This is a genomic window from Streptomyces sp. L2 (assembly GCF_004124325.1).
Taxonomy (GTDB): domain Bacteria; phylum Actinomycetota; class Actinomycetes; order Streptomycetales; family Streptomycetaceae; genus Streptomyces.
Genome location: NZ_QBDT01000001.1, coordinates 1,928,646 through 1,952,055, shown reverse-complemented (window position 1 = coordinate 1,952,055; position 23,410 = coordinate 1,928,646). Strand labels below are relative to the sequence as shown.

The following is a 23,410-nucleotide window of genomic DNA, read 5'->3' as shown; positions in this document are numbered from 1 at the left end:
ATATCGATACAGCCCCGCGCCCCTGACGGGGCGCGTGCGTGCGTAGCTGCGGGCATGCGTGCCGCTAGGGGCGGCACGGGTGGGCGCGGCGGCACCCGGCAAGCGCCGGTGAGCGGACCCACCCCCGGCCCGCATGAGCGCAGGGCGCTCAGGAACCCCGGGGCAGGAGTGCCGTGGACGCCGCTGCGGTGCGGGGGCCCACGCCCAGTGCCAGCGCCGCGCGCAGATCCGCGCCGGTGTCGACGTCCTGGCGTACCGAGTTCACGCCCGTGAGGCCTAGTTCCTCGGCGCCGGACTCGCGGTGCCGGGCGCGTGAGCCGGGGCCGAAGAGCGGGCGCAAAAGAGTGTCCGCACCGGCCGCCAGCAAGGTCGTACCCACCCCCTCCGCATCCGCGAGAAAAGCCCTCGGGAATTCCGCGGCGGCGACGAGAACCCGGGCCAATTCCCCCGCCCGCAGCGCCGGCAGATCGGCGTTCAGTGCGGCCACCGGAGCCCGGGGTTGCAGCGACCGTACGACCGCCGCCCCGTGCCCCAGCGCGGCGTTCAGGCCGCTTCCCGGCGTGTCCGGGACGATCTGCGCACCCAGCGCCGCCAGCTCACGCCCGGCCAGCGCGTCGTCCGTGACGACCACCACATCCCGCACCTCGGCACACGCCACCGCCGCGGCCACCGTGTCCTGTGCGAACGCGAGGGCCAGCCCCGGCCGCACCCCGGCACCGGCGGTGTCCGCCAGCCTGCTCTTCGCCCGCGCCAGCGGCTTGAGCGGTATGACCAAGGTCCACTGCACCGGCGTACCGTCCCTCTCTTGTCGCGCTCATTGTCACCCGGACCCGCTGGCAGCGGAGGTGGCGGGGCGTACGGTGTTCTCGACAGACCGGCGGCCCGGGGCGACACTTGTGCGGCCCCCCGCCCGGGAGGCAGCCCTAGAGGAAGGTGTCGGTGTGCCCCGCCGCAGAATCGGCTTCTGGTACCGCTTCGCCGCGGTGATCTGCAAACCGCCGCTGGTGGTTCTGATCAAGCGGGACTGGCGTGGAATGGAGCACATTCCGGCCGAGGGCGGATTTATCACCGCGGTGAACCACAATTCCCACGTGGACCCCTTCGCGTACGCCCATTATCAGTACAACACCGGACGGGTTCCGCGTTTCCTCGCGAAGAGCGGCCTTTTCAAGAAGGGATTGGTCGGCGCCGCGATGCGGGGCACCGGGCAGATCCCCGTCTACCGCGAGAGCACCGACGCGCTGAGCGCGTTCCGCGCCGCGATCGACGCCGTGGAGCGCGGCGAGTGCGTCGCCTTCTACCCCGAGGGCACCCTCACCCGCGACCCCGACGGCTGGCCCATGACGGCCAAGACCGGTGCCGCCCGCGTGGCCCTGCAGACCAAGTGCCCGGTGATCCCCGTCGCCCAGTGGGGCTGCAACGAACTGCTGCCGCCATACTCGACGAAGCCCCGCTTCTTCCCGCGCAAGACCCACCAGGTCCTCGCGGGCCCGCCGGTGGACCTCTCCCGGTTCTACGACAAGGAGATGACCAGCGACCTCCTGAAGGAGGCCACCGAGGTCATCATGGCGGCCATCACCCGCCACCTGGAGGAGATCCGCGGCGAGAAGGCCCCCGAGCAGCCCTACGACCCCCGCCGCGAGCGCATCGAACAGCGCCGCAAGACCCGCGCCCAGGCCGCGCAGGCAGCCCAGGCCGCTCAAGCGGGTCAGGCCGGTCAGGCCGGTCAGTCCGCCCAGGCGGAGGCCGGTCGGGAAAGCGCCCGGCCGGTCCCCAAGAAGGCCCAGGCCGGCGGCACGGACAAGGAGAGCGGCACGTGAGCAAGCCTGTGCGGGTGGCCGTCATGGGCACCGGCTCCTGGGGCACCGCCTTCGGCATGGTGCTCGCCGACGCCGGCTGCGACGTCACCCTGTGGGCCCGCCGGCCCGAGCTGGCCGAGGCCGTCAACTCCACCCGGACCAACCCCGACTACCTGCCCGGGGTCGAGCTGCCCGAGCGGCTGCGCGCCACCGCCGACCCGGCCGCCGCCCTCCGGGACGCCGACTTCACCGTCCTCGCCGTCCCCTCCCAGACGCTGCGCGCCAACCTCGCCGACTGGACGCCGCTGCTCGCGCCCGGCACCGTCCTCGTCTCCCTGATGAAGGGCGTCGAGCTGGGCTCGGCGATGCGGATGAGCGAGGTGATCGAGGACGTCGCCAAGGTCGGCGCCGAACGCGTCGCCGTCGTCACCGGCCCCAACCTGGCCCGGGAGATCGCCGCCCGCATGCCCGCCGCGGCCGTCGTGGCCTGCACCGACGAGGCGGTCGCGCAGCGACTCCAGGCCGCCTGCCACACCCCGTACTTCAGGCCGTACACCAACACCGACGTGGTCGGCTGCGAACTCGGCGGCGCCGTCAAGAACGTCATCGGGCTGGCCGTCGGCATCGCGGACGGCATGGGGCTCGGCGACAACGCCAAGGGTTCGCTCATCACGCGCGGCCTCGCCGAGACCACCCGGCTCGGGATGGCCCTGGGCGCAGACCCGCTGACCTTCGCCGGACTCGCGGGCCTCGGCGACCTGGTGGCCACCTGCTCCTCGCCGCTGTCCCGCAACCACACCTTCGGCACCAACCTCGGCAAGGGCATGACCCTCCAGGAGACCATCGCGGTCACCAAGCAGACCGCCGAGGGCGTCAAGTCCTGCGAGTCCGTGCTGGATCTGGCCCGCCGGCACGGCGTCGACATGCCGCTGACCGAGACGGTCGTCGGCATCGTCCACGAGGGCAAGCCGCCCGTCGTCGCCCTCAAGGAGCTGATGTCCCGCAGCGCCAAGTCCGAACGGCGCTGAACACCGCGATTCCGCCGGCCCGGCGGTCGTCCCGCGCGACGCTGAGCGACCGTCCGTGCGACGCTCAGCGACGGCGGCCAAGTGGACGCTGACTCAGGGGATACCACCGGGTACTCTCAACCCGATATGAGCACCGAGAACCTCCCCCAGAGCCCTGAGCAGCCGTCCCGCAAGCCGCGCGTGGCCGTCGTGTTCGGCGGGCGCAGCTCCGAACACGGGATCTCCGTGGTCACCGCCGGCGCCGTCCTCAAGGCCATCGACCGGACGAAGTACGACGTCCTCCCGATCGGCATCACCGCCGACGGCCGCTGGGCGCTGACCGCCGACGAACCGGAGCGCATGGCCATCACCGACCGCCGCACCCCGAACGTGGCGGAGCTGGCCGAGTCCAGCGAGGGCGGCGTGGTGCTCCCCGTCGACCCCGCCAACCGCGAGGTCGTCTACAGCGAGCCCGGCTCCGTGCCGAAGGCGCTCGGCGAGGTCGACGTCGTCTTCCCCGTGCTGCACGGGCCGTACGGCGAGGACGGCACGCTGCAGGGCCTCCTGGAGCTGTCCGGGGTGCCGTACGTCGGTTCGGGCGTGCTCGCCTCGGCCGTCGGCCAGGACAAGGAGTACATGAAGCGGGTGTTCACCTCGTTCGGGCTCACCGTCGGCCCGTACGTGGTGATCCGGCCCCGCGAGTGGGAGCGGGACGAGTCCGCCGCCCGCAAGAAGATCGTCGACTTCGCCGGCGAACACGGCTGGCCGCTCTTCGTGAAGCCCGCGCGCGCGGGATCGTCGATCGGCATCACCAAGGTCGACGACCTGTCCGGCCTGGACGAGGCCATCGCAGAGGCCCAGGCGCACGACCCGAAGATCCTGATCGAGGCCGCCGTGACCGGCCGGGAGATCGAGTGCGGCGTCCTGGAGTTCGAGGACGGCCCGCGCGCCTCCCTCCCGGCGGAGATCCCGCCGCCGGACGCGCACGCGTACTACGACTTCGAGGCCAAGTACATCGACTCCACGCCCGGCATCGTCCCGGCGCCGCTGACGCCCGAGGAGACGGCCGGCGTCCAGGAGTTGGCGGTGCGGGCCTTCGAGGCGGCCTCCTGCGAGGGGCTGGTCCGCGCGGATTTCTTCCTCACCGAGGAGGGGGAGTTCGTCATCAACGAGATCAACACGATGCCCGGGTTCACGCCGATCTCGATGTACCCGCAGATGTGGGAGGCCTCCGGGATCGGCTATGCGGAGCTGGTCGACCGGCTGGTCTCGGCGGCGCTGCGGCGCTCCACGGGGCTGCGCTGAGCGCTGCGCTGGCCGGGGCCGGTTCACCTTGTGAGGCCGGTTCGCATCCGCGGGTGCGTTGTGGCTGGTCGCGCCCACGCGGCGGAGCCGCATATCGACACAGCCCCGCGCCCCTTCGGGGCGCGGTACGTCAGCGCATGGAGGCGATTCCCTTGGGGATCGCCTTCTTGATGGCGGGAGCCAGGTCGGTGAGGGCGCCCAGGCCGTCGTCCTGGCCGGACATGCCCTTGGGGAGCGTCACCTGCACGTAGGCCACGCGGCTCGCCGTGGTGAACCGCCAGGTGCCGTCGCCCTGCTTCTCCATCAGCCAGTCGACGCCGTTGACGCTCCCGCTCAGGGCGTTCGGGTCGGCGTCCCGGGCCACCTTGGGGTCGATCATCTTCGGGGGCCGCTCGACACCGCAGCGCAGTATGATCGCCGGGTTTCCCCAGCCCGCCGTGTAGGCGGACCGGGGCCGGGGGTCGGCACGGTCGTGTCCGTCGAGTTTCCCGGGCAGCGCCCGGTGCAGGGCGCGGCACGGCCCGGCGGTCTTCGCGTCAGGGCTGGGAACCGCGACCGCCGCGCTGTCGTCTGCTGAGGAGCAGCCCGCGACAGCGATCAGCAGGGCCGGGGCGAGCAGGCCGAGGGGCCGGTGACGGAAGATGTTCACCGGCCAAGCGTAGACGGGGGCTACAGATGGACGACCGGGCAGGTCAGGGTGCGGGTGATGCCGTCCACCTGCTGGACCTTGGCGACCACCATGCGACCCAGGTCGTCGACTGTGTCGGACTGGGCGCGCACGATGACGTCGTACGGTCCTGTCACGTCCTCGGCCTGGATCACTCCAGGGATCTTGCTGATCGTCTCGGCGACGGTCGACGCCTTGCCGACCTCAGTCTGGATCAGGATGTACGCCTGTACCACGGAACCTCCAAGGCGGCCACGAGGATCATGTGGGGAGAAGGAACGCCACGGTATCGCGTCACCGCTCCCCGCGGGGAGACCCGCGGGAGCCAGGACGTGCGCGCCGGGGTGCAGGTACGACAGAAGTTGACGGTCATCGACGACCGTAGCGGGGCCGCGCACGACGCGCGAGCGGACACCGACCGGCACAGAAGGGGCTTGAGGCGATGAAGGGCACTGTGGGTGAGCTGGGTGAGTTCGGGCTCATCCGGGAGTTGACCTCCCGTCTCACCACCACGCCGGCGGTCCGGGTCGGCCCCGGCGACGACGCGGCGGTCGTCGCCGCGCCCGACCGCCGGGTCGTGGCCAGCACCGACATCCTGCTGGAGGGGCGGCACTTCCGCCGCGACTGGTCGACGGCGTACGACGTCGGGCGCAAGGCGGCGGCGCAGAATCTCGCGGACATCGCCGCGATGGGCGCCGTACCGACCGCGCTGCTGCTCGGTCTGGTCGTGCCGGCCGAACTCCCGGTCGCCTGGCCGAGCGAGCTGATGGACGGCATCCGGGACGAGTGCCAGGTCGCCGGCGCCTCCGTGGTCGGCGGGGACGTCGTACGCGGCGACACGATCACGGTGTCGATCACCGCACTCGGCGACCTGCGCAACCAGGAGCCGGTGACCCGGTCGGGCGCCCAGCCCGGCGACGTCGTGGCCGTCACGGGCTGGCTGGGCTGGTCGGCGGCCGGGTACGCGGTGCTCTCCCGCGGCTTCCGCTCCCCGCGTGCCTTCGTCGAGGCCCACCGGCGCCCCGAACCGCCGTACCACGCCGGCCCGGCCGCGGCGGGGCTGGGCGCGACCGCGATGTGCGACGTGAGCGACGGGCTGATCGCCGACCTCGGGCACATCGCGGAGGCCAGCAAGGTCCGCATCGACATCCGTTCGGCCGCGATCGACATCCCCTCGCAGATGAACGACATCGGGCAGGCCGTCGGCGTGGACGCGCTGCAGTGGGTGCTGACCGGGGGAGAGGACCACGCGATCGTGGCGACCTTCCCGCCCGACGCCAAGCTCCCGGCCCGCTGGAAGGTCATCGGCGAGGTCCTCAACCCCTCGGCGCTGCCCCAGGTGACGGTCGACGGGGCGCCCTGGACCAGCAAGGGCGGCTGGGACCACTTCGGGGACAACGAGTCATGAGCCTCGCCAGGGTGCTCACGGTCGCCGGCTCGGACTCCGGCGGCGGCGCCGGCGTCCAGGCCGACCTGAAGACGATGCTGGCGCTCGGCGTGCACGGCATGAGCGTGATCACCGCCGTGACCGCTCAGAACTCCCTCGGCGTCCAGGGCGCCTGGGAGCTGCCGGTGGAGGCGGTCCGGGCGCAGTACCGAAGCGTCGTCGACGACATCGGCGTACAGGCCGTGAAGACCGGGATGCTCGCCTCGGCGGAACTCGTCGAGGCGGTCGCCGAGTTGATCTCCGGGACGGACGCGCCGGCGGTCGTGGACCCGGTGGGGGTGTCCAAGCACGGCGATCCGCTGCTGGCGGCCTCCGCGCTGGACTCCGTACGGTCCCGGCTGCTGCCCGCCGCCACCGTCGCCACCCCGAACCTCGACGAGGTGGCCCAGCTGACCGGGGTGCGGGTCGAAGCCGAGGACGATCTGCGGCGGGCCGCGGCGGCCGTGCTGGAGTACGGGCCGCGCTGGGTGCTGATCAAGGGCGGCCACCTGCCCGGAGAGGCCGTGGACCTGCTCACGGACGGCACCGAGGAGCACCTGCTGCGCGCCCCCCGCCACGACAACCGGCACACGCACGGCACGGGCTGCACCCTCGCCTCCGCCATCGCCTCGGGGCTGGCGAAGGGGCTCTCCGTCCCGGAGGCGGTGGCCGCGGCCAAGGCGTACGTCACCGGGGCGATCGCGGCCGGCTTCGCGCTGGGCGCGGGCATCGGACCGGTGGACCACGGGTGGCGGTGGCGGACAGCGTGACGTGAGCGGGGAAGCGGTCTCGCGCATGGTGCCGTGCGCGGGTACGGCAAAAAGCCGGTCCACCGAGGTGGACCGGCTCTGTGCAGCGAACCAGCAGTGGCCGCGCGCTCAGCTGAGCGTCAGCGCGAGACCTTGCCGGCCTTGATGCACGAGGTGCAGGCGTTCACGCGCTTCGGCGTCCCGCCGACCACGGTACGCACACGCTGGATGTTGGGGTTCCAGCGGCGAGACGTACGGCGGTGCGAAAACGAGATGTTGTTGCCGAAGCCCGGCCCCTTGCCGCAGACGTCGCAGTTGGCAGCCACGGGTCACTCCAAAGACTTCAGATGCACTTACGGTTGATCCCGGCAGGCCGGGATCGAGATCCTGAGATCTGAGATCTTGAATGGCGTTGCCAGGGGGAATGGCCCGATCGGGATCGGGCAACCGGAGCAGCATACAACGACTGCGCCAGTGCAACGAAACTACCATGGCAGCTCAGGGACCCGCTCCCGGCCCTCCACCGGCGGACCCCCGGCCCGGGGTCTACGCTGCGTCCACGTCCGGCCGGCTCAGGGAGGCGCAGGTGGCGCAGGTGCCGCCCACATTCTTCGATGCTCTGGCGGTGCGCACCTGGTGCGGTCTCGCCCTCAAGGCACTGGGGCGGGCGCGCGAGGAGATCGACGCGATCAACGTGTACCCGGTCGCGGACGGCGACACCGGCACGAACCTGTACCTGACCCTGGAGTCCGCGGCGACCGCCGTGGAGGCCGTGTTCGCCGGGTACGAGACCGGGCCCGCCCTGCCGTCGCTGGCGGACGCGATGCGCGCGATGGCCCACGGCGCGCTCATCGGGGCCCGCGGCAACTCCGGGACGATCCTCGCGCAACTGCTGCGCGGGATGGCGCAGGTGCTCGCCGCGGGTGAGGAACCGCACACCGACGGTACGGGTCTGGGGCTGGCGCTGCGGCAGGCGGCCGACTCGGCCCGGGACGCCGTGGCCCATCCCGTGGAGGGCACGGTGCTGACGGTCGCCTCGGCCGCTGCCGACGCCGCGGGCCTGGACGGCGGCGAGGGCGACTGCGGGACGGTCGTCCGGGCCGCGCACGACGGCGCGCGGGCGGCCCTGGCGGCGACCCCGGACCGGCTCTCGGTGCTGCGACGCGCCGGGGTGGTCGACGCCGGAGGGCTGGGGCTGGTGGCGGTGCTGGGAGCCCTCGTGGAGGCGGTGACCGGGGAGCCGGCACCGGAGCCCGCCGGCGGCGGTGCCGTATCGCCCGGAGCCCCGGGGAGTGTTCCGGAAGGCGCTCCGGACCCGCACGCGCGCGTGGAGGCGGCCACCGGAGTCCCCTGCGCCGAGGACGCTTCCGCTGATGACGCCCCCTGTACCGATGGCCGCGAGGAGGGCGGCCCCGCCTTCGAGGTGATCTACCTCCTGGAGGCCGGCGACGAGGCCGTGGCCCGGCTGCGGCAGCGGCTCGACACGCTCGGCGACTCCCTCGTCGTGGTCGGCGGCGACGGGCTGTGGAACGTCCACGTCCACGTGGACGACGCCGGCGCGGCCGTAGAGGCGGGCGTGGAGGCCGGGCGGCCCTACCGGATCCGGATCACCCACTTCGGGCTCGGTGACGTGCACACCGGTGCCGAACGCCCGCCGCGCGAGCCCGCCCAGCGGGCCGTCGTGGCGGTGGTGCCGGGGGAGGGGCTGGCCGGGCTGTACGCGGAGGCCGGCGCGACGACGGTGCTGGCCCGCCCCGGGGAACCGCCCGCCAGCGGGGAACTCGTGCAAGCGGTACGGCGGGCCCACGCGCGCGAGGTCGTCCTGCTGCCCAACGACGCGGAGTTGCGGCACACCGCCGCGGCGGCGGCCGAGCAGGCCCGCAGGGAAGGCGTCCGCGTCGCGCTGATCCCGACCCGCTCGGCGGTGCAGGGCATCGCCGCGCTCGCCGTGCACGAGCCGGGGCGCCGCTTCGACGAGGACGTCGTCCAGATGACCTCGGCGGCCGGCGCCACCCGCCACGCCGAGGTCACCGTCGCCGAGCACGAGTCCTGGACGTCCGCCGGCATCTGCCAGGCCGGGGACGTCCTGGGACTGATCGACGGGGACGTGGCCGTCATCGGCTCCGACGTCACGGCCACCGCGGAGACCCTCCTGGACCGCATGCTCCGGGCGGGCGGCGAACTGGTCACCCTGGTCACCGCGGACGAGGTCCCGCCGGCCGTCACCGACCACCTGGAGTCCCACGTCCGCGAGTCGTACCTGGCCGTGGACACCGTGGTCTACCGGGGCGGCCGCCAGGGCGCCCTGCTCCTGATCGGCGTGGAGTAGCGCCGTCCGTGCCATTGTCAGTGCCGTGGTGTGCAATGGATCTCGTGCCCGCACTGGAAGAACCCCTGAAGCAGCCACTGAAGTCAGTGCTCGGCCCCGCCACCGCGAAGGTGATGGCCGAGCACCTCGGCCTGCACACCGTCGGTGACCTCCTGCACCACTACCCGCGCAGATACGAGGAGCGCGGGCAGCTCACCCACCTCGCCGACCTCCCCCTGGACGAGCACGTCACGGTGGTCGCCCAGGTCGCCGACGCCCGCCTGCACAGCTTCGCCTCCGCCAAGGCCCCGCGCGGCAAGGGGCAGCGGCTGGAGGTCACCATCACGGACGGCAGCGGCCGGCTCCAACTGGTCTTCTTCGGGCACGGTGTTCACAAGCCCCACAAGGAACTGCTGCCGGGCACCCGCGCGATGTTCGCCGGCAAGGTCTCCGTCTTCAACCGCCGTCTCCAACTCGCGCACCCCGCCTATGAGTTGCTGGGCGGTGAAGGTGACGGAGCGGAAGCGGCCGAGACCTGGGCCGGGGCGCTGATCCCGCTCTACCCCGCGACCGCCAAGCTGGAGTCCTGGAAGATCGGCAAGGCCGTCCAGACGGTGCTGCCCAGCGCCCAGGAGGCCACCGACCCCCTGCCGCCCTCCCTCCGGGAGGGCCGCGGTCTGGTCTCCCTCCCCGAGGCCCTGCTCAAGATCCACCGACCGCACACCAAGGCCGACATCGCCGACGCCCGCGCCCGCCTGAAGTGGGACGAGGCCTTCGTCCTCCAGGTCGCCCTGGCCCGCCGCCGGCACGCCGACGCCGGTCTCCCGGCGGTGGCCCGCCGCCCCCGGTCGGACGGCCTGCTCACCGCCTTCGACGACCGCCTGCCCTTCACCCTCACCGAGGGCCAGCGGAAGGTCTCCGCGGAGATCTTCGACGACCTGGCCACCGAACACCCCATGCACCGCCTGCTCCAGGGCGAAGTCGGCTCGGGCAAGACCCTGGTGGCGCTGCGCGCCATGCTCGCCGTGGTCGACGCGGGCGGCCAGGCCGCCATGCTCGCGCCCACCGAGGTGCTCGCCCAGCAGCACCACCGCTCGATCACCGAGATGATGGGCGACCTCGCCGAGGGAGGCATGCTGGGCGGCACCGAGCACGCCACCAAGGTCGTGCTGCTCACCGGCTCCATGGGCGCCGCCGCCCGCCGCCAGGCCCTGCTCGACCTGGTCACCGGCGAGGCCGGCATCGTCATCGGCACCCACGCCCTGATCGAGGACAAGGTGCAGTTCCACGACCTCGGCCTGGTCGTGGTGGACGAGCAGCACCGCTTCGGCGTCGAACAGCGGGACGCCCTGCGCGGCAAGGGCAAACAGCCCCCGCACCTCCTCGTCATGACGGCCACGCCCATCCCGCGCACGGTCGCCATGACGGTCTTCGGCGACCTGGAGACCTCCGTCCTGGACCAGCTCCCGGCCGGCCGCTCGCCCATCGCCAGCCACGTCGTCCCGGCCGCCGACAAGCCCCACTTCCTGGCCCGCGCCTGGGAGCGGGTCCGCGAGGAGGCGGACAACGGCCACCAGGCGTACGTCGTCTGCCCCCGCATCGGCGACGAGGAGGACACCAAGAAGCCCTCCCGCACGTCCCCCGAGGACGAGGCCGAGAAGCGCCCGCCGCTCGCCGTCCTGGACGTGGCCGCCCAACTGGCCGCCGGGCCCCTGAAGGGCCTGAAGGTCGAGGTCCTCCACGGCCGTATGCACCCCGACGACAAGGACGCGGTCATGCGCCGCTTCGCCGCCGGCGAGACGGACGTCCTGGTCGCCACCACGGTCATCGAGGTCGGCGTCAACGTCCCCAACGCCACCGCCATGGTGATCATGGACGCCGACCGCTTCGGCGTCTCCCAGCTCCACCAGCTGCGCGGCCGCGTGGGCCGAGGCTCGGCCCCCGGCCTCTGCCTCCTCGTCACCGAGATGCCCGAGGCCACCCCCGCACGGCAGCGCCTGACCGCGGTCGCCGCCACCCTCGACGGCTTCGAACTCTCCCGCATCGACCTCGAACAACGCCGCGAGGGCGACGTCCTGGGCCAGGCCCAGTCCGGCGCCCGCACCAGCCTCCGCGTCCTGGCGGTCATCGAGGACGAGGACCTCATCGCCGAGGCGAGAGAGGAGGCGACGGCCGTCGTCACCGCCGACCCGGAGCTGACCAACCTCCCGGGCCTACGAACGGCCCTGGACGCCCTGTTGGACGAGGAGAGGGAGCAGTACCTGGAAAAGGGCTAGAGCTGAAGTGCCCCCAAGGGGCGCGGGGAACTGCGCGACCAGCCACAATGAACGGAAACCCGCCCACGACCAAGGACCGAAGATGACCCGCGTGATCGCCGGTACGGCAGGCGGACGGCGCCTGTCAGTACCGCCCGGCACCAACACCCGGCCCACCTCAGACCGCGCACGCGAAGGTCTCTTCTCAACTTGGCAGTCCCTCCTCACCCCCCTGGAAGGGACCCGCACCCCCCTGGAAGGGACCCGCGTACTCGACCTCTACGCCGGCTCAGGCGCCGTAGGCCTGGAAGCCCTCTCCCGTGGCGCGAGCCACACCCTCCTGGTCGAGGCGGACGCCCGAGCCGCGAAAACGGTCCGGGACAACGTCAAGAACCTCGGCCTCCCAGGCGCCGAAGTACGCACGGGCAAAGCGGAACAGATCATCAGGCAACCGGCGCCGGCAGACCCGTACGACCTGGTCTTCCTGGACCCCCCGTACGCCGTCGCGGACAACGATCTTCGCGAGATCCTCCTCACACTCCGCTCGGAAGGCTGGCTCACTGAGCAAGCGCTCGTCACCGTGGAGCGCAGCACCAGAGGCGGGGAATTCCGCTGGCCGGACGGCTTCGAGCCGATCCGGTCCCGTCGCTACGGCGAGGGAACGTTTTGGTACGGTCGCGCCGCCTCTACGTGCGAAGACGCACGATGACCGGACCGGAGAGCGAGGGATCACAAGTGCGCCGCGCCGTATGTCCCGGGTCGTTCGACCCGATCACCAACGGACACCTCGACATCATCGCCCGCGCCTCCCGGCTGTACGACGAGGTCTACGTCGCGGTGATGATCAATCAGTCCAAGAAGGGCCTGTTCGAGATCGACGAGCGGATCGACCTGATCCGCCAGGTCACCGCCGACTGCGCCAACGTCCGCGTCGAGGCCTTTCACGGCCTCCTCGTCGACTTCTGCAAGCAGCGCGACATCCCCGCCATCGTCAAGGGCCTGCGCGCCGTCAGCGATTTCGACTACGAACTGCAGATGGCGCAGATGAACAACGGGCTCACCGGCGTCGAAACGCTGTTCGTGCCCACCAATCCGACCTACAGCTTCCTCTCCTCCTCCCTGGTGAAGGAGGTCGCGGCCTGGGGCGGCGACGTCTCCCACCTGGTGCCCCCGGCGGTCTTCGAGGCCCTGTCCCAGCGGCTGAAGAAGGACTGAGGTCCTGACAGCCCGTCACCCGGTGTCCGGCGGCCACCCCGGGGTCGTACAGTCGTCCCGTCCGTCTCCAACCCGGCTGTAGAGAGTGGCGAGCACAGGTGGACGTGCAGAAGAAGCTCGACGAGATCGTCACCGCGGTCTCCGGCGCCCGGGCCATGCCCATGTCGGCCTCGTGCGTGATCAACCGCGCCGAGCTGCTCGCGCTGCTCGAAGAGGTGCGCCAGGCACTGCCCGGCTCCCTCGCCCAGGCGCAGGAGCTGATCGGCGGCCGGGAGCAGATGGTCGAGCAGGCCCGCGCCGAGGCGGACCGGATCATCGAGACCGCGCACGCCGAGCGGGGCTCGCTGATCTCCGGCACCGAGATCGCCCGCCGCTCCCAGGCCGAGGCCGACCGGATCCTCTCCGAGGCCCGCCAGGAGGCCGAGGAGGTCCGCGCCGAGGCCGACGACTACGTCGACTCCAAGCTCGCCAACTTCGAGGTCGTCCTCACCAAGACGCTCGGCTCGGTCGGCCGCGGCCGCGAGAAGCTCCTCGGCACCGGGCCCGGCCTGGACGAGGACGGCTACGAGGACGAGGACGCCCCCGAGCGCAGCCTGGACCCGCAGACCCTGCGCCAGAACGCCGACCAGTACGTCGACACCAAGCTCGGCGCCTTCGAGGCGGTCCTCGCCAAGACCCTGGAGGCGGTCGGCCGCGGCCGGCAGAAGCTGCACGGCCGGATCGCCACCGACGACCTCGGCGCCCTCGCCGACGACACCACGACCTTCCAGCACTCCAGCGACGCCGACTACCTCGCCGACCTGGCCGCCCTCGCGGACACCCCGGCCGAATCCCCGGCGCAGCACCAGCCGCAGCAGCCCCCACAGCCCCAGCAGCCGCCGCAGCAGCCGTCGTACGACCCGCAGCCGGCGTACGCCGCGTACGACCAGCAGCAGGACCCGTACGCCGCCTTCCCGCAGCAGTCCGGCTACGGGCAGCAGACGGACCCGTACGGCTACCAGCAGGCCGACCCCTACGCCGCCGCCTACCAGGGCTACGACCAGCAGCAGACCGGCTACGACCCGAACGCGGTGCAGCAGCCCGTCCAGCAGCCCCAGCAGGGCTACGCCCTCGACGAGACCAGCCTCTTCGACACCGGCATGATCAGCGCGGAGCAGCTGCGGGCCTACGAACAGGGGCGCGGGCTCTAGGACGGGCGGCCTTCGAGGGGCCGGATTGGGCCGAGAGCGAAAGGTCCAGTATCCTGGCCCTTCGGTCGCGCGTACGTCCGCGACTCGCCGCTGCCCGGAACACCGACGGGCGGTGTCTCCTCCGAGTTCGAAGACTGAAAGCAGGAATGGCCACCAACGCCCGCCTCGACCACCGCAACCCCCTCGTGATCGACACGCACGAGCTGGGCCAGCGTCCTGGTGCGCTGCAGCGCCTGACCCGCGAGGTCGACGCCCCCCGGGACCTCGGTCTCCAGGGAGTCATCGGAGTGCCGGAGGGCGCCCCGGTGGAACTCGACCTCCGCCTTGAGTCGGTCATGGAAGGGGTGCTCGTCACATGCACCGCCCGTGCACGGGCCGAGGGGGAGTGCGTAAGGTGTCTGGAGCCGGTCGGGCTGGAGCTCGAAGCGGACTTCCAGGAGATATTCTCGTACCCTGACGCCGACGGCCGGGGCCGCGTGATCGCGGAACCGGGCGACGACGCCGAGGACGACGAGGACAGGCTCTTCATCGAGGACGGTCTGATCGACCTCGAACCTCTGCTGCGCGATGCGGTGGTGCTCGCACTGCCGATGCAGCCGGTGTGCCGGGAAGACTGCCCGGGTCTGTGCTCCGAGTGCGGAGCGCGGCTCGCGGACGACCCGGACCACCACCACGACGCCGTCGACATTCGTTGGGCGGCTTTGCAGGGACTCGCCGGCACCATGTCGGACGGCGAGAAGGACGAGATGAGCGGCGCCGAACCTGGCGTCGACGAGAAGCAGGAGAAGTAGCCGTGGCTGTTCCGAAGCGGAAGATGTCGCGCAGCAACACGCGCCACCGCCGGTCGCAGTGGAAGGCTGCGGTCCCCACCCTGGTTGCGTGCGAGCGCTGCCACGAGCCCAAGCAGCAGCACATCGCGTGCCCGTCTTGCGGCACCTACAACAAGCGCCAGGTCCTCGAAGTCTGAGCGGGCTGGTGAGAGGCACTGTGTCCAGTCCCAAGAAGGCGGAAGACGCCAAAGCGGCTTCGTCCGCCAAGAAGAAGGACAACCAGGCCTCGTCCCACACGCTTCTGGAAGGGCGGCTCGGCTACCGGCTCGAGTCCGCCCTTCTGGTGCGTGCGCTGACCCACCGTTCCTACGCGTACGAGAACGGCGGTCTGCCGACGAACGAGCGGCTGGAGTTCCTCGGTGACTCCGTCCTCGGTCTCGTCGTCACGGACACGCTGTACCGCATCCACCCCGACCTGCCCGAGGGCCAACTGGCCAAGCTGCGGGCCGCGGTGGTCAACTCGCGTGCGCTGGCGGAGGTGGGCCGAGGGCTCGACCTGGGCGCCTTCATCCGGCTCGGCCGTGGTGAAGAGGGCACGGGCGGCCGGGACAAGGCGTCCATTCTGGCCGACACCCTGGAAGCGGTGATCGGCGCGGTCTATCTCGACCAGGGTCTCGACGCGGCGTCCGAGCTGGTGCACCGGCTCTTCGACCCGCTGATCGAGAAGTCCTCCAACCTGGGCGCCGGCCTGGACTGGAAGACCTCCCTCCAGGAGCTGACCGCGACCGAGGGGCTCGGCGTGCCCGAGTACCTGGTCACGGAGACCGGCCCCGACCACGAGAAGACCTTCACTGCTGCCGCCCGCGTCGGGGGCGTCTCGTACGGCACCGGCACCGGCCGCAGCAAGAAAGAGGCGGAGCAGCAGGCCGCCGAGTCCGCCTGGCGCTCCATCCGGGCCGCGGCGGACGAGCGATCGAAGACGGCGAACGACTCGAAGGACGCGAAGGACGTCGTCCCGGACGACGCGTCGTCCGCCACCGCCTGACGCGAGCACCCGGCGCGCAGGCACCCGAGCAGTACCGAGCAGTCTCAGCAGGACAGCAGCGCCCGAGCGCCCGTCCCGAGCCCCCGGCTCCGGGGCGGGCGCTCGGCACGTCCCACGGGGGTACCGATGCCCGAGTTGCCCGAGGTCGAAGTCGTACGGCGCGGTCTGGAGCGGTGGGTCGCCCGGCGCACCGTCGCCGACGTCGAGGTGCTGCACCCGCGCGCCGTGCGCCGCCACCTCGCGGGCGCCGACGACTTCGCGCACCGCCTCAAGGGCCGGCACATCGGCCTGCCCAGCCGGCGCGGCAAGTACCTGTGGCTGCCGCTGGAGGAGACGAACCAGTCCGTCCTCGCCCACCTCGGCATGAGCGGTCAACTGCTGGTCCAGCCGCACGAGTCGGCGGACGAGAAGCACCTGCGCGTGAGGGTGCGGTTCGCCGACGCGCTCGGCACGGAACTCCGGTTCGTCGACCAACGCACCTTCGGCGGACTGTCGTTGCACGACAACACCCCCGACGGCCTGCCCGACGTCATCGCGCACATCGCCCGCGACCCCCTCGACCCGCTGTTCGACGACGACGCCTTCCACCGGGCGCTGCGCCGCAAGCGGACCACCATCAAGCGGGCCCTGCTGGACCAGTCGCTGATCAGCGGCGTCGGCAACATCTACGCGGACGAGGCGCTGTGGCGCGCCCGCCTCCACTACGAGCGGCCCACCGCGACCCTCACCCGCCCGGTGACGACGGAGCTGCTCGGCCACGTCCGGGACGTGATGAACGCGGCCCTCGCCGTCGGCGGCACCAGCTTCGACAGCCTGTACGTCAACGTCAACGGCGAGTCGGGCTACTTCGACCGCTCCCTGGACGCCTACGGGCGCGAGGGCCTGCCCTGCGGGCGCTGCGGGACACCCATGCGCCGACGGCCCTGGATGAACCGGTCCAGCTACTTCTGCCCGAAGTGTCAGAGGGCGCCGCGCGTGTCGTCGTAACGCGCGCGGGCGGCCAGCACGTCGTCCATCGCGCCCTCCACGCACTGGATGAGGGAGAGCAGCCGGCCGGCGACCTCACGGCCCAGTGGAGTCAGCTCGTAGTCCACGCGGGGCGGGTTGGTCGGCTGTGCCTCCCGGTGCACCAGGCCGTCGCGCTCCAGCGCCTGCAGGGTCTGGGAGAGCATCTTCTCGCTCACCCCGTCGACCCGGCGGCGCAACTCGTTGAAGCGCAGCGACCCCTCGTACAGCGCCCCGAGCGTCAGCCCGCCCCAGCGGCCGGTGACGTGCTCCAGGGTGCCGCGCGAGGGGCAGGCCTTGGCGAACACGTCGTACGCGAGGTCGTCCGTGGGCCGCGTGTCCTGGTCGCTCATCCCTCCAGCCTACGCGAGGGCAGCGCTAACCAGAAGTTTGCGCTAGCTAGAGGTTAGTGCGCGGCCGACTGCGCATCCGATGCTCCCCGCGCCGAGGCCCTGCCGGCCCGCCAAGCGCTCAGTACCCGAAGTCCTGCGTCCACCAGGGGCCGCCCGGGCCGAAGTGGACGCCGACGCCGAGGGTCTTGTAGTCGCAGTTCAGGATGTTGGCGCGGTGGTCCGGGCTGTTCATCCAGGCCTGCATCACCGCCGCCGCGTCCGCCTGGCCGCGGGCTATGTTCTCGCCGCCGAGGTCGGTGATCCCGGCCTTGGCCGCCCGGTCCCACGGCGTGGCGCCGTCCGGGTCCGTGTGGTCGAAGAAGCCCCGCGCCGCCATGTCGTTGCTGAACGACTCGGCCAGATCGGTCAGCGAGGAGTTCGCCGCCAGCGCGCTGCAGCCGACCTTCGCCCGCTCCTCGTTGACCAGCTTCAGCACCTCGGCCTCGGCGGCGGCCTGGGCCGAGACGGTCACCGGCGCCGGCGCCGTGGTCCGCGCGGGCGGCCTGGGCGCCGTACGCGACGGCGTGCTGCTCGGCCGGCCGGCGCTCGGCGTGGCCTTCGGGGTCGTCTTCGGAGCCGTCTTCCGCGAGGGCGCCTTGGAGGGGGCCGCGGAGGCGGAGTGCTTCTCCGCGGGCTTCGAGGGGGACTTCGACGGGGACGCGGAGGGGGAGGGAGACGCGCTCGGGGACGCGGTGGTCGTCGGGGAGGCCCCCGCGTGCCGGTTCCCGCCGCCCGCCGAGGGGGTGCCGCCCGGGGTCCGTGCGCTGCCCGAGGTGCCGCCCTGCTCGGACGCCGTGTTGCTGGGGGAGTCCGCCGCCTGTATTCGGTCGCCGCCGGTGGTGGTCGTACCGCCGCCGAGCTGGTAGTGCTGCAGGCCGGGCACCACGCCCGTGGCCACCGCGGCCGTGCCCAGGGCCACGGCGGCGGAGACACCCAGCAAGCCCGCGCGCACCGGACGGCCGGGCCGCTTCCGGCGCCGGTGTTCGTGCGGGGGGCCGCCGGCCGGGGTGAACCCGGACGGACCCGGCCCCGTGCTGTCGTCCGTGGCGAACAGGTAGGCCGTGCTCCGGGCGTTGGTCTCGGCGTACGCCTCGGGGTTCAGGTACGGCGCGATGCCCCGGGGCGCGCGCTCGCCGGCCCGGGAGCCGAGCCGGCCGCCGCCGCCCGTGGCGGAACCCTGTGTGTGCGTACTCCCCGCGGCGCGGCCGGTGGAGGCGCGCCCGGCGGCCGGGCGTCGGTGGCGGCCCATGTCCCTGCCCTCTTCCTCGTGCTCGCGGTCGACCGGGCCCCCTGGGGTGCGTCACTCCCCCTGACCGACCGAACTCACTCGATCGAGTGAGTTTCATATGAGATGCATTGGGTGGGGACCGTACCGCATGCCACTCGGGGAGGAAGTGTCCTGAGCGACATCGGCCGGTTAGGTTGCACCCATGAGCGAGGATGTACGGCTGGTCGCCTGGGTGCGGGGACGCGTCCAGGGTGTGGGTTTCCGCTGGTTCACGCGGGCCAAGGCGCTGGAGATCGGCGGCCTGAGTGGTTTTGCTCTCAATTTGGGCGACGGTCGCGTCCAGGTCGTCGCCGAGGGCGCGCGCGAGGGCTGCGACCGACTGCTCGACTGGCTCGAGGGCGGCGACACGCCCGGACACGTGGACGGTGTCACGGAGATCTGGGACACACCGCGTGGGGGCTACGACGGCTTCGCCATCCGCTGAGTCGTTTCTGTAAAGCTCCGCAGGCCACCGCGGGGCGAGCTGCCCCCGGCATGTGCGCGGAGCAGGAACGACCTGGTGGTTGCCAAGAACGGCGTGGCGTGGCAGGCTCCGCAGATACAAGTGATCCACACGTGATCCACACGCTCCGCGGGCCCCCGCCCAAGTCGCAACGCCGCCGCTCTCCGGCCGCGCGCGCCGGGTTCGCCCGCCAATACAGGGCGTGATCGTGTTGACCGTCAAACTTTTTGGTGAGACGCTGAAAGCCCCGCGCACCTTAGCTGTTTGGCATGTGGCAACACCAGAGCAACACTCGGATGTGTCAAGCACCGCGGGTGCGAATCCCTCACGACCCACACCGCATCGGTCGGTCACTCATTGTGGAGGACCATCCATCATGGCAAAGGCGCTTCTCGGTTACGTCGGCGGCTCCGACCCTCGACTCCTCGCCGAGATGCGACGGCTTCAGCAGCGTGTCCAGGACCTGGAGTCGGAGCTGGTACGAATCCAGGCCGAGAACGACGCGCTCGCGGCTGCCGCCTCTCAGGACAGGATCATGGAGAGCATCGACGCACACCAGGCGGAGCCTGCGCTCACCTGAATCGCTGCATCGCTCCACGACAGCAGTCGCAGCGGCTGGGCTGCCCGTATCAACCGCACAGTTGTCGAGTCGCAAGGGACGCTTCGGCGTCCCTTCCTTCTTTCCCCGCGCATCCTTTCACCCTCTTCAACGTCTGATGTGCCCTGCATGTTCAATGGCGAAACCGCGCGGTTGCAACGGTTCGTGGAGTGAGATAGCGGCGACCGGTAGAGTCCGGCGGCGTGCACCTCAAGGCCCTGACCCTCCGCGGGTTCAAGTCGTTCGCCTCGGCCACCACGCTCCGGTTCGAGCCGGGCATCACGTGCGTCGTCGGCCCGAACGGCTCGGGCAAGTCCAACGTGGTGGACGCGCTCAGCTGGGTCATGGGCGAACAGGGCGCCAAGTCGCTGCGCGGCGGCAAGATGGAGGACGTCATCTTCGCCGGCACCACCGGCCGCCCGCCGCTGGGCCGCGCCGAGGTGTCCCTGACCATCGACAACTCCGACGGGGCGCTGCCCATCGAGTACGCCGAGGTCACCATCACGCGGATCATGTTCCGCAACGGCGGCAGCGAGTACCAGATCAACGGCGACACCTGCCGGCTGCTCGACATCCAGGACCTCCTCTCCGACTCCGGTATCGGCCGCGAGATGCACGTCATCGTCGGCCAGGGCCAGCTCGACTCCGTGCTCCACGCCGACCCCATGGGCCGGCGCGCCTTCATCGAGGAGGCGGCCGGCGTCCTGAAGCACCGCAAGCGCAAGGAGAAGGCGCTGCGCAAGCTGGACGCGATGCAGGCCAACCTCGCCCGCGTCCAGGACCTCACCGACGAGCTGCGCCGCCAGCTCAAGCCGCTGGGCCGGCAGGCCGCCGTCGCCCGCCGGGCCGCCGTCATCCAGGCCGACCTCCGCGACACCCGCCTGCGCCTGCTCGCCGACGACCTCGTACGGCTCCGGGAGGCATTGCAGGGTGAGATCGCCGACGAGGCGGCCCTGAAGGAGCGCAAGGAGGCCGCCGAGCAGGAGCTGCGCAAGGCCGTCCAGCGGGAGACCCGGCTGGAGGAGGAGGTACGGCAGCTCACGCCGCGCCTGCAGCGCGCCCAGCAGACCTGGTACGAGCTGTCCCAGCTGGCCGAACGCGTCCGCGGCACGATCTCCCTGGCCGACGCCCGCGTCAAGAGCGCGACCTCCGCACCCCCCGAGGAGCGGCGCGGCCGCGACCCCGAGGACCTGGAGCGCGAGGCGGCCCGGGTGCGCGAGCAGGAGGCCGAGCTGGAGGCGGCCCTGGAGGCGGCCCAGCACGCCCTGGACGACACGGTCGCGCACCGGGCGGAACTGGAGCGGGAGCTGGCCGTCGAGGAACGCCGGCTCAAGGACCTGGCCCGCGCCATCGCCGACCGCCGAGAGGGGCTGGCCCGCCTCTCCGGCCAGGTCAACGCGGCCCGCTCGCGCGCCGCCTCCGCCCAGGCCGAGATCGACCGCCTGGCCGCGGCCCGCGACGAGGCCGAGGAGCGCGCGGTGAGCGCCCAGCAGGAGTACGAGACCCTCAAGGCCGAGGTCGACGGCCTGGACGCCGACGACGCCGACCTCGCCGAACGCCACGAGGCCGCCAAGCTCCAGCTCGCCGAAGCGGAAGCGGCCCTCACCGAGGCCCGCGAGGCGGCCACGACCGCCGAACGCTCCCGCGCCGCCACCCGCGCCCGCCACGAAGCGCTCGCCCTCGGCCTGCGCCGCAAGGACGGCACCGGCCTCCTGCTCGCCGCCCAGGACCGCCTCACGGGCATCCTCGGCCCGGCCGCCGAACTCCTGACCATCACCCCCGGCTACGAGGTGGCCCTGGCCGCCGCCTTCGGCACAGCAGCCGACGCCCTCGCCATGACGACCCCCACAGCAGCCGCCAACGCCCTCCGCCTCCTACACAAAGAACAAGCAGGCCGAGCCACCCTCCTCCTGACAACACCCCCCGAAGGGGGCGCGGGGAACTGCGCGAGCAACCACAACGCACCCGCACCCAACGACCGGACCGCACCACCCCTCAGGGGCGCGGGGAACTGCGCGAGCAACCACAACGCACCCGCACCGAACCACCCGGCCGAAGTCCCCGAAGGGGGCGCGGGGAACTGCGCGACAGGCCACAACGCACCCGCACTCGACGAACCGCCCGCACCACACCTCCCCGCAGCCACCCTCGTCCAGTCCCCCCCGGACCTCACCCCCACCATCCACCGCCTCCTCCGCGACACGGCCATCGTCGACACCCTCGAAGACGCCGAAGACCTCATCCGCACCCACCCCCACCTCACCGCGGTGACCGCCGAAGGCGACATCCTCGCCGCCCACTACGCCCACGGCGGCTCCGCAGGCGCCCCCAGCCTCCTGGAGGTCCAGGCCTCGGTGGACGAGGCCGCGGCGCAGCTGCAAGAACTGCAGGTCCGCTGCGAACAACTGGCCGAGGCCCAGCGCACCGCGCAGACCCAAAGGAGCACCGCCGCCACCCTCGTAGAGGACCTCGGCGAACGGCGCCGCGCAGCGGACCGCGAGAAGTCCGCCGTAGCCCAGCAGCTCGGCCGCCTCGCAGGCCAGGCCCGCGGAGCCGCCGGCGAGGCGGAACGCTCCGCCGCCGCGGCCGCCCGCGCCCAGGACGCCCTGGAGCGGGCGGTGCAGGAGGCCGAGGAGCTGGCCGAGCGCCTGGCCGTGGCCGAGGAGATGCCCGTCGAGGAGGAGCCCGACACCGCCGTACGGGACCGCCTCGCCGCCGACGGGGCCAACGCCCGGCAGACGGAGATGGAGGCCCGCCTCCAGGCCCGTACGCACGAGGAGCGGGTGAAGGGCCTGGCCGGCAGGGCCGACTCCCTCGACCGGGCAGCCCGCGCCGAACGCGAGGCACGCGCGCGTGCCGAGCAGCGCCGCGCCCGGCTGCGCCACGAGGCCGCCGTCGCCGAGGCAGTCGCCTCCGGCGCCCGGCAGCTCCTCGCGCACGTCGAGGTCTCCCTCGGCCGCGCCGAGCGGGAGCGTGCCGCGGCCGAGGAGGCGAAGGCGCTGCACGAGCGGGACCTGGTCACCGCGCGGACCGCCGGCCGCGACCTGAAGGCCGAGCTGGACAAGTTGACGGATTCAGTGCACCGCGGCGAGGTACTCGGCGCCGAGAAGAGGCTGCGCATCGAGCAGCTGGAGACGAAGGCACTGGAGGAGCTGGGTGTCGAACCGGCCGGGCTGGAGGCGGAGTACGGGCCGCACCAGCCTGTGCCGCCCTCGCTCCCCGCCGAGGGCGAACAGCTCCCTGAAGACCCGGATCACCCCCGCAACCGGCCCAGGCCCTTCGTGCGGGCGGAGCAGGAGAAGCGGCTCAAGGCCGCCGAGCGCGCCTACCAGCAGCTCGGCAAGGTCAACCCGCTCGCCCTGGAGGAGTTCGCGGCCCTGGAGGAGCGGCACAAGTTCCTCAGCGAGCAGCTTGAGGACCTGAAGAAGACCCGCGCCGACCTGCTCCAGGTGGTCAAGGAGGTCGACGAACGTGTCGAGCAGGTCTTCACCGAGGCCTACCACGACACCGCACGCGAGTTCGAGGGCGTCTTCGGCCGGCTGTTCCCGGGCGGCGAGGGACGGCTCGTGCTGACCGACCCCGGCAACATGCTGACCACGGGCGTGGACGTGGAGGCCCGCCCGCCGGGGAAGAAGGTCAAGCGGCTCTCCCTGCTCTCGGGCGGCGAGCGTTCGCTGACGGCCGTGGCCCTGCTGGTGTCGATCTTCAAGGCCCGCCCCAGCCCGTTCTACGTCATGGACGAGGTCGAGGCGGCGCTGGACGACACCAACCTCCAGCGGCTGATCCGGATCATGCAGGAGCTGCAGGAGGCCTCGCAGCTGATCGTGATCACGCACCAGAAGCGCACGATGGAGGTCGCCGACGCGCTCTACGGCGTCTCCATGCAGGGTGACGGTGTCTCGAAGGTCATCTCGCAGCGCCTCCGCTAGCGCGCCCCTCCGTACAAGAT

23 protein-coding genes are annotated in these 23,410 nt (G+C 72.0%); 17 read left to right on the top strand and 6 right to left on the bottom strand.

Annotated elements, in window-relative coordinates; translation table 11 throughout:
• Positions 1-148: 148 nt before the first annotated feature.
• Positions 149-787, bottom strand: a complete 639-nt coding sequence (gene cofC / locus DBP14_RS08065; protein ID WP_129306341.1) for a 2-phospho-L-lactate guanylyltransferase — start codon at positions 785-787, stop codon at positions 149-151.
• Positions 788-941: 154 nt separating this feature from the next.
• On the opposite strand from cofC, the gene DBP14_RS08060 reads away from it, so the two are divergent.
• From DBP14_RS08060 to DBP14_RS08050, 3 genes are all read left to right on the top strand, one after another.
• Complete coding sequence (locus DBP14_RS08060) at positions 942-1,820, top strand: lysophospholipid acyltransferase family protein (RefSeq protein WP_164992276.1); 879 nt, start codon at positions 942-944, stop codon at positions 1,818-1,820.
• Positions 1,817-2,827 carry an NAD(P)H-dependent glycerol-3-phosphate dehydrogenase gene (locus DBP14_RS08055; RefSeq protein ID WP_129306340.1) on the top strand — a complete coding sequence of 337 codons (1,011 nt, stop codon included), beginning with the start codon at positions 1,817-1,819 and terminating at the stop codon, positions 2,825-2,827. The genes DBP14_RS08060 and DBP14_RS08055 overlap by 4 nt, the downstream gene beginning before the upstream one ends.
• A 126-nt stretch (positions 2,828-2,953) precedes the next feature.
• Positions 2,954-4,111, top strand: a complete 1,158-nt coding sequence (locus tag DBP14_RS08050) for a D-alanine--D-alanine ligase family protein (RefSeq protein ID WP_129306339.1) — start codon at positions 2,954-2,956, stop codon at positions 4,109-4,111.
• 130 nt (positions 4,112-4,241) lie between these two features.
• Here the strand turns inward: DBP14_RS08050 and DBP14_RS08045 are convergent, their stop codons facing one another.
• Positions 4,242-4,760 (bottom strand): DUF3515 domain-containing protein, encoded by a 519-nt coding sequence (locus DBP14_RS08045; protein WP_129306338.1) that lies wholly within the window; start codon positions 4,758-4,760, stop codon positions 4,242-4,244.
• A gap of 20 nt (positions 4,761-4,780) precedes the next feature.
• Complete coding sequence (locus tag DBP14_RS08040) at positions 4,781-5,014, bottom strand: Lrp/AsnC ligand binding domain-containing protein (RefSeq protein WP_053137604.1); 234 nt, start codon at positions 5,012-5,014, stop codon at positions 4,781-4,783.
• 206 nt (positions 5,015-5,220) lie between these two features.
• Here DBP14_RS08040 and DBP14_RS08035 point away from each other — a divergent pair, with 206 nt between their 5' ends.
• Positions 5,221-6,186 carry a thiamine-phosphate kinase gene (locus DBP14_RS08035; RefSeq protein ID WP_129306337.1) on the top strand — a complete coding sequence of 322 codons (966 nt, stop codon included), beginning with the start codon at positions 5,221-5,223 and terminating at the stop codon, positions 6,184-6,186.
• Positions 6,183-6,974: a bifunctional hydroxymethylpyrimidine kinase/phosphomethylpyrimidine kinase gene (gene thiD / locus DBP14_RS08030; RefSeq protein ID WP_129306336.1), complete on the top strand. Its 792-nt coding sequence runs from the start codon at positions 6,183-6,185 to the stop codon at positions 6,972-6,974. The genes DBP14_RS08035 and thiD overlap by 4 nt, the downstream gene beginning before the upstream one ends.
• Positions 6,975-7,093: 119 nt before the next feature.
• Here thiD and rpmB read toward each other — a convergent pair whose 3' ends face one another.
• Positions 7,094-7,279 carry a 50S ribosomal protein L28 gene (rpmB, locus tag DBP14_RS08025; protein WP_009190838.1) on the bottom strand — a complete coding sequence of 62 codons (186 nt, stop codon included), beginning with the start codon at positions 7,277-7,279 and terminating at the stop codon, positions 7,094-7,096.
• A 260-nt stretch (positions 7,280-7,539) separates the two neighbouring features.
• On the opposite strand from rpmB, the gene DBP14_RS08020 reads away from it, so the two are divergent.
• From DBP14_RS08020 to mutM, 9 genes are all read left to right on the top strand, one after another.
• Positions 7,540-9,282, top strand: coding sequence for a DAK2 domain-containing protein (locus tag DBP14_RS08020; RefSeq protein WP_129306335.1), 1,743 nt, complete (start codon positions 7,540-7,542; stop codon positions 9,280-9,282).
• A 35-nt stretch (positions 9,283-9,317) separates the two neighbouring features.
• Entirely contained in the window at positions 9,318-11,537 is a 2,220-nt protein-coding gene (gene recG, locus DBP14_RS08015) for an ATP-dependent DNA helicase RecG (protein ID WP_129306334.1), read from the top strand.
• Between the two features lie 82 nt (positions 11,538-11,619).
• Complete coding sequence (gene rsmD, locus DBP14_RS08010; protein WP_129306333.1) at positions 11,620-12,225, top strand: 16S rRNA (guanine(966)-N(2))-methyltransferase RsmD; 606 nt, start codon at positions 11,620-11,622, stop codon at positions 12,223-12,225.
• 26 nt (positions 12,226-12,251) lie between these two features.
• Entirely contained in the window at positions 12,252-12,731 is a 480-nt protein-coding gene (coaD, locus tag DBP14_RS08005) for a pantetheine-phosphate adenylyltransferase (RefSeq protein ID WP_241741195.1), read from the top strand.
• 98 nt (positions 12,732-12,829) lie between these two features.
• A complete protein-coding gene (locus DBP14_RS08000; RefSeq protein WP_129306331.1) occupies positions 12,830-13,921 on the top strand; it encodes a cell division initiation protein in 1,092 nt (363 codons plus the stop codon).
• Positions 13,922-14,067: 146 nt separating this feature from the next.
• Complete coding sequence (locus DBP14_RS07995) at positions 14,068-14,712, top strand: YceD family protein (protein ID WP_129306330.1); 645 nt, start codon at positions 14,068-14,070, stop codon at positions 14,710-14,712.
• 2 nt (positions 14,713-14,714) lie between these two features.
• Complete coding sequence (rpmF, locus tag DBP14_RS07990) at positions 14,715-14,888, top strand: 50S ribosomal protein L32 (protein WP_003951102.1); 174 nt, start codon at positions 14,715-14,717, stop codon at positions 14,886-14,888.
• A gap of 8 nt (positions 14,889-14,896) precedes the next feature.
• Positions 14,897-15,736 (top strand): ribonuclease III, encoded by an 840-nt coding sequence (rnc, locus tag DBP14_RS07985; RefSeq protein WP_164992275.1) that lies wholly within the window; start codon positions 14,897-14,899, stop codon positions 15,734-15,736.
• 126 nt (positions 15,737-15,862) lie between these two features.
• Positions 15,863-16,723: a bifunctional DNA-formamidopyrimidine glycosylase/DNA-(apurinic or apyrimidinic site) lyase gene (gene mutM, locus DBP14_RS07980; protein ID WP_129306328.1), complete on the top strand. Its 861-nt coding sequence runs from the start codon at positions 15,863-15,865 to the stop codon at positions 16,721-16,723.
• Here mutM and DBP14_RS07975 read toward each other — a convergent pair.
• The gene (locus DBP14_RS07975; protein ID WP_129306327.1) at positions 16,696-17,094 is read right to left on the bottom strand and encodes a helix-turn-helix domain-containing protein; all 399 of its coding nucleotides are present in this window, start codon (positions 17,092-17,094) and stop codon (positions 16,696-16,698) included. The genes mutM and DBP14_RS07975 overlap by 28 nt on opposite strands.
• A gap of 118 nt (positions 17,095-17,212) precedes the next feature.
• On the bottom strand, positions 17,213-18,382 hold the full coding sequence (locus DBP14_RS07970; protein WP_129306326.1) for a CAP domain-containing protein: 1,170 nt from the start codon (positions 18,380-18,382) through the stop codon (positions 17,213-17,215).
• A 181-nt stretch (positions 18,383-18,563) separates the two neighbouring features.
• Between DBP14_RS07970 and DBP14_RS07965 the strand changes: the two genes are divergently transcribed.
• The 3 genes from DBP14_RS07965 to DBP14_RS07945 all read left to right on the top strand — a co-directional run bounded on the left by DBP14_RS07965 (position 18,564) and on the right by DBP14_RS07945 (position 23,390).
• Positions 18,564-18,845, top strand: coding sequence for an acylphosphatase (locus DBP14_RS07965; protein WP_129306325.1), 282 nt, complete (start codon positions 18,564-18,566; stop codon positions 18,843-18,845).
• Between the two features lie 394 nt (positions 18,846-19,239).
• Positions 19,240-19,443: a hypothetical protein gene (locus DBP14_RS07955; protein WP_018544743.1), complete on the top strand. Its 204-nt coding sequence runs from the start codon at positions 19,240-19,242 to the stop codon at positions 19,441-19,443.
• Positions 19,444-19,664: 221 nt separating this feature from the next.
• Positions 19,665-23,390 (top strand): AAA family ATPase, encoded by a 3,726-nt coding sequence (locus DBP14_RS07945; RefSeq protein WP_129306323.1) that lies wholly within the window; start codon positions 19,665-19,667, stop codon positions 23,388-23,390.
• The last annotated feature ends 20 nt before the right edge of the window (positions 23,391-23,410 follow it).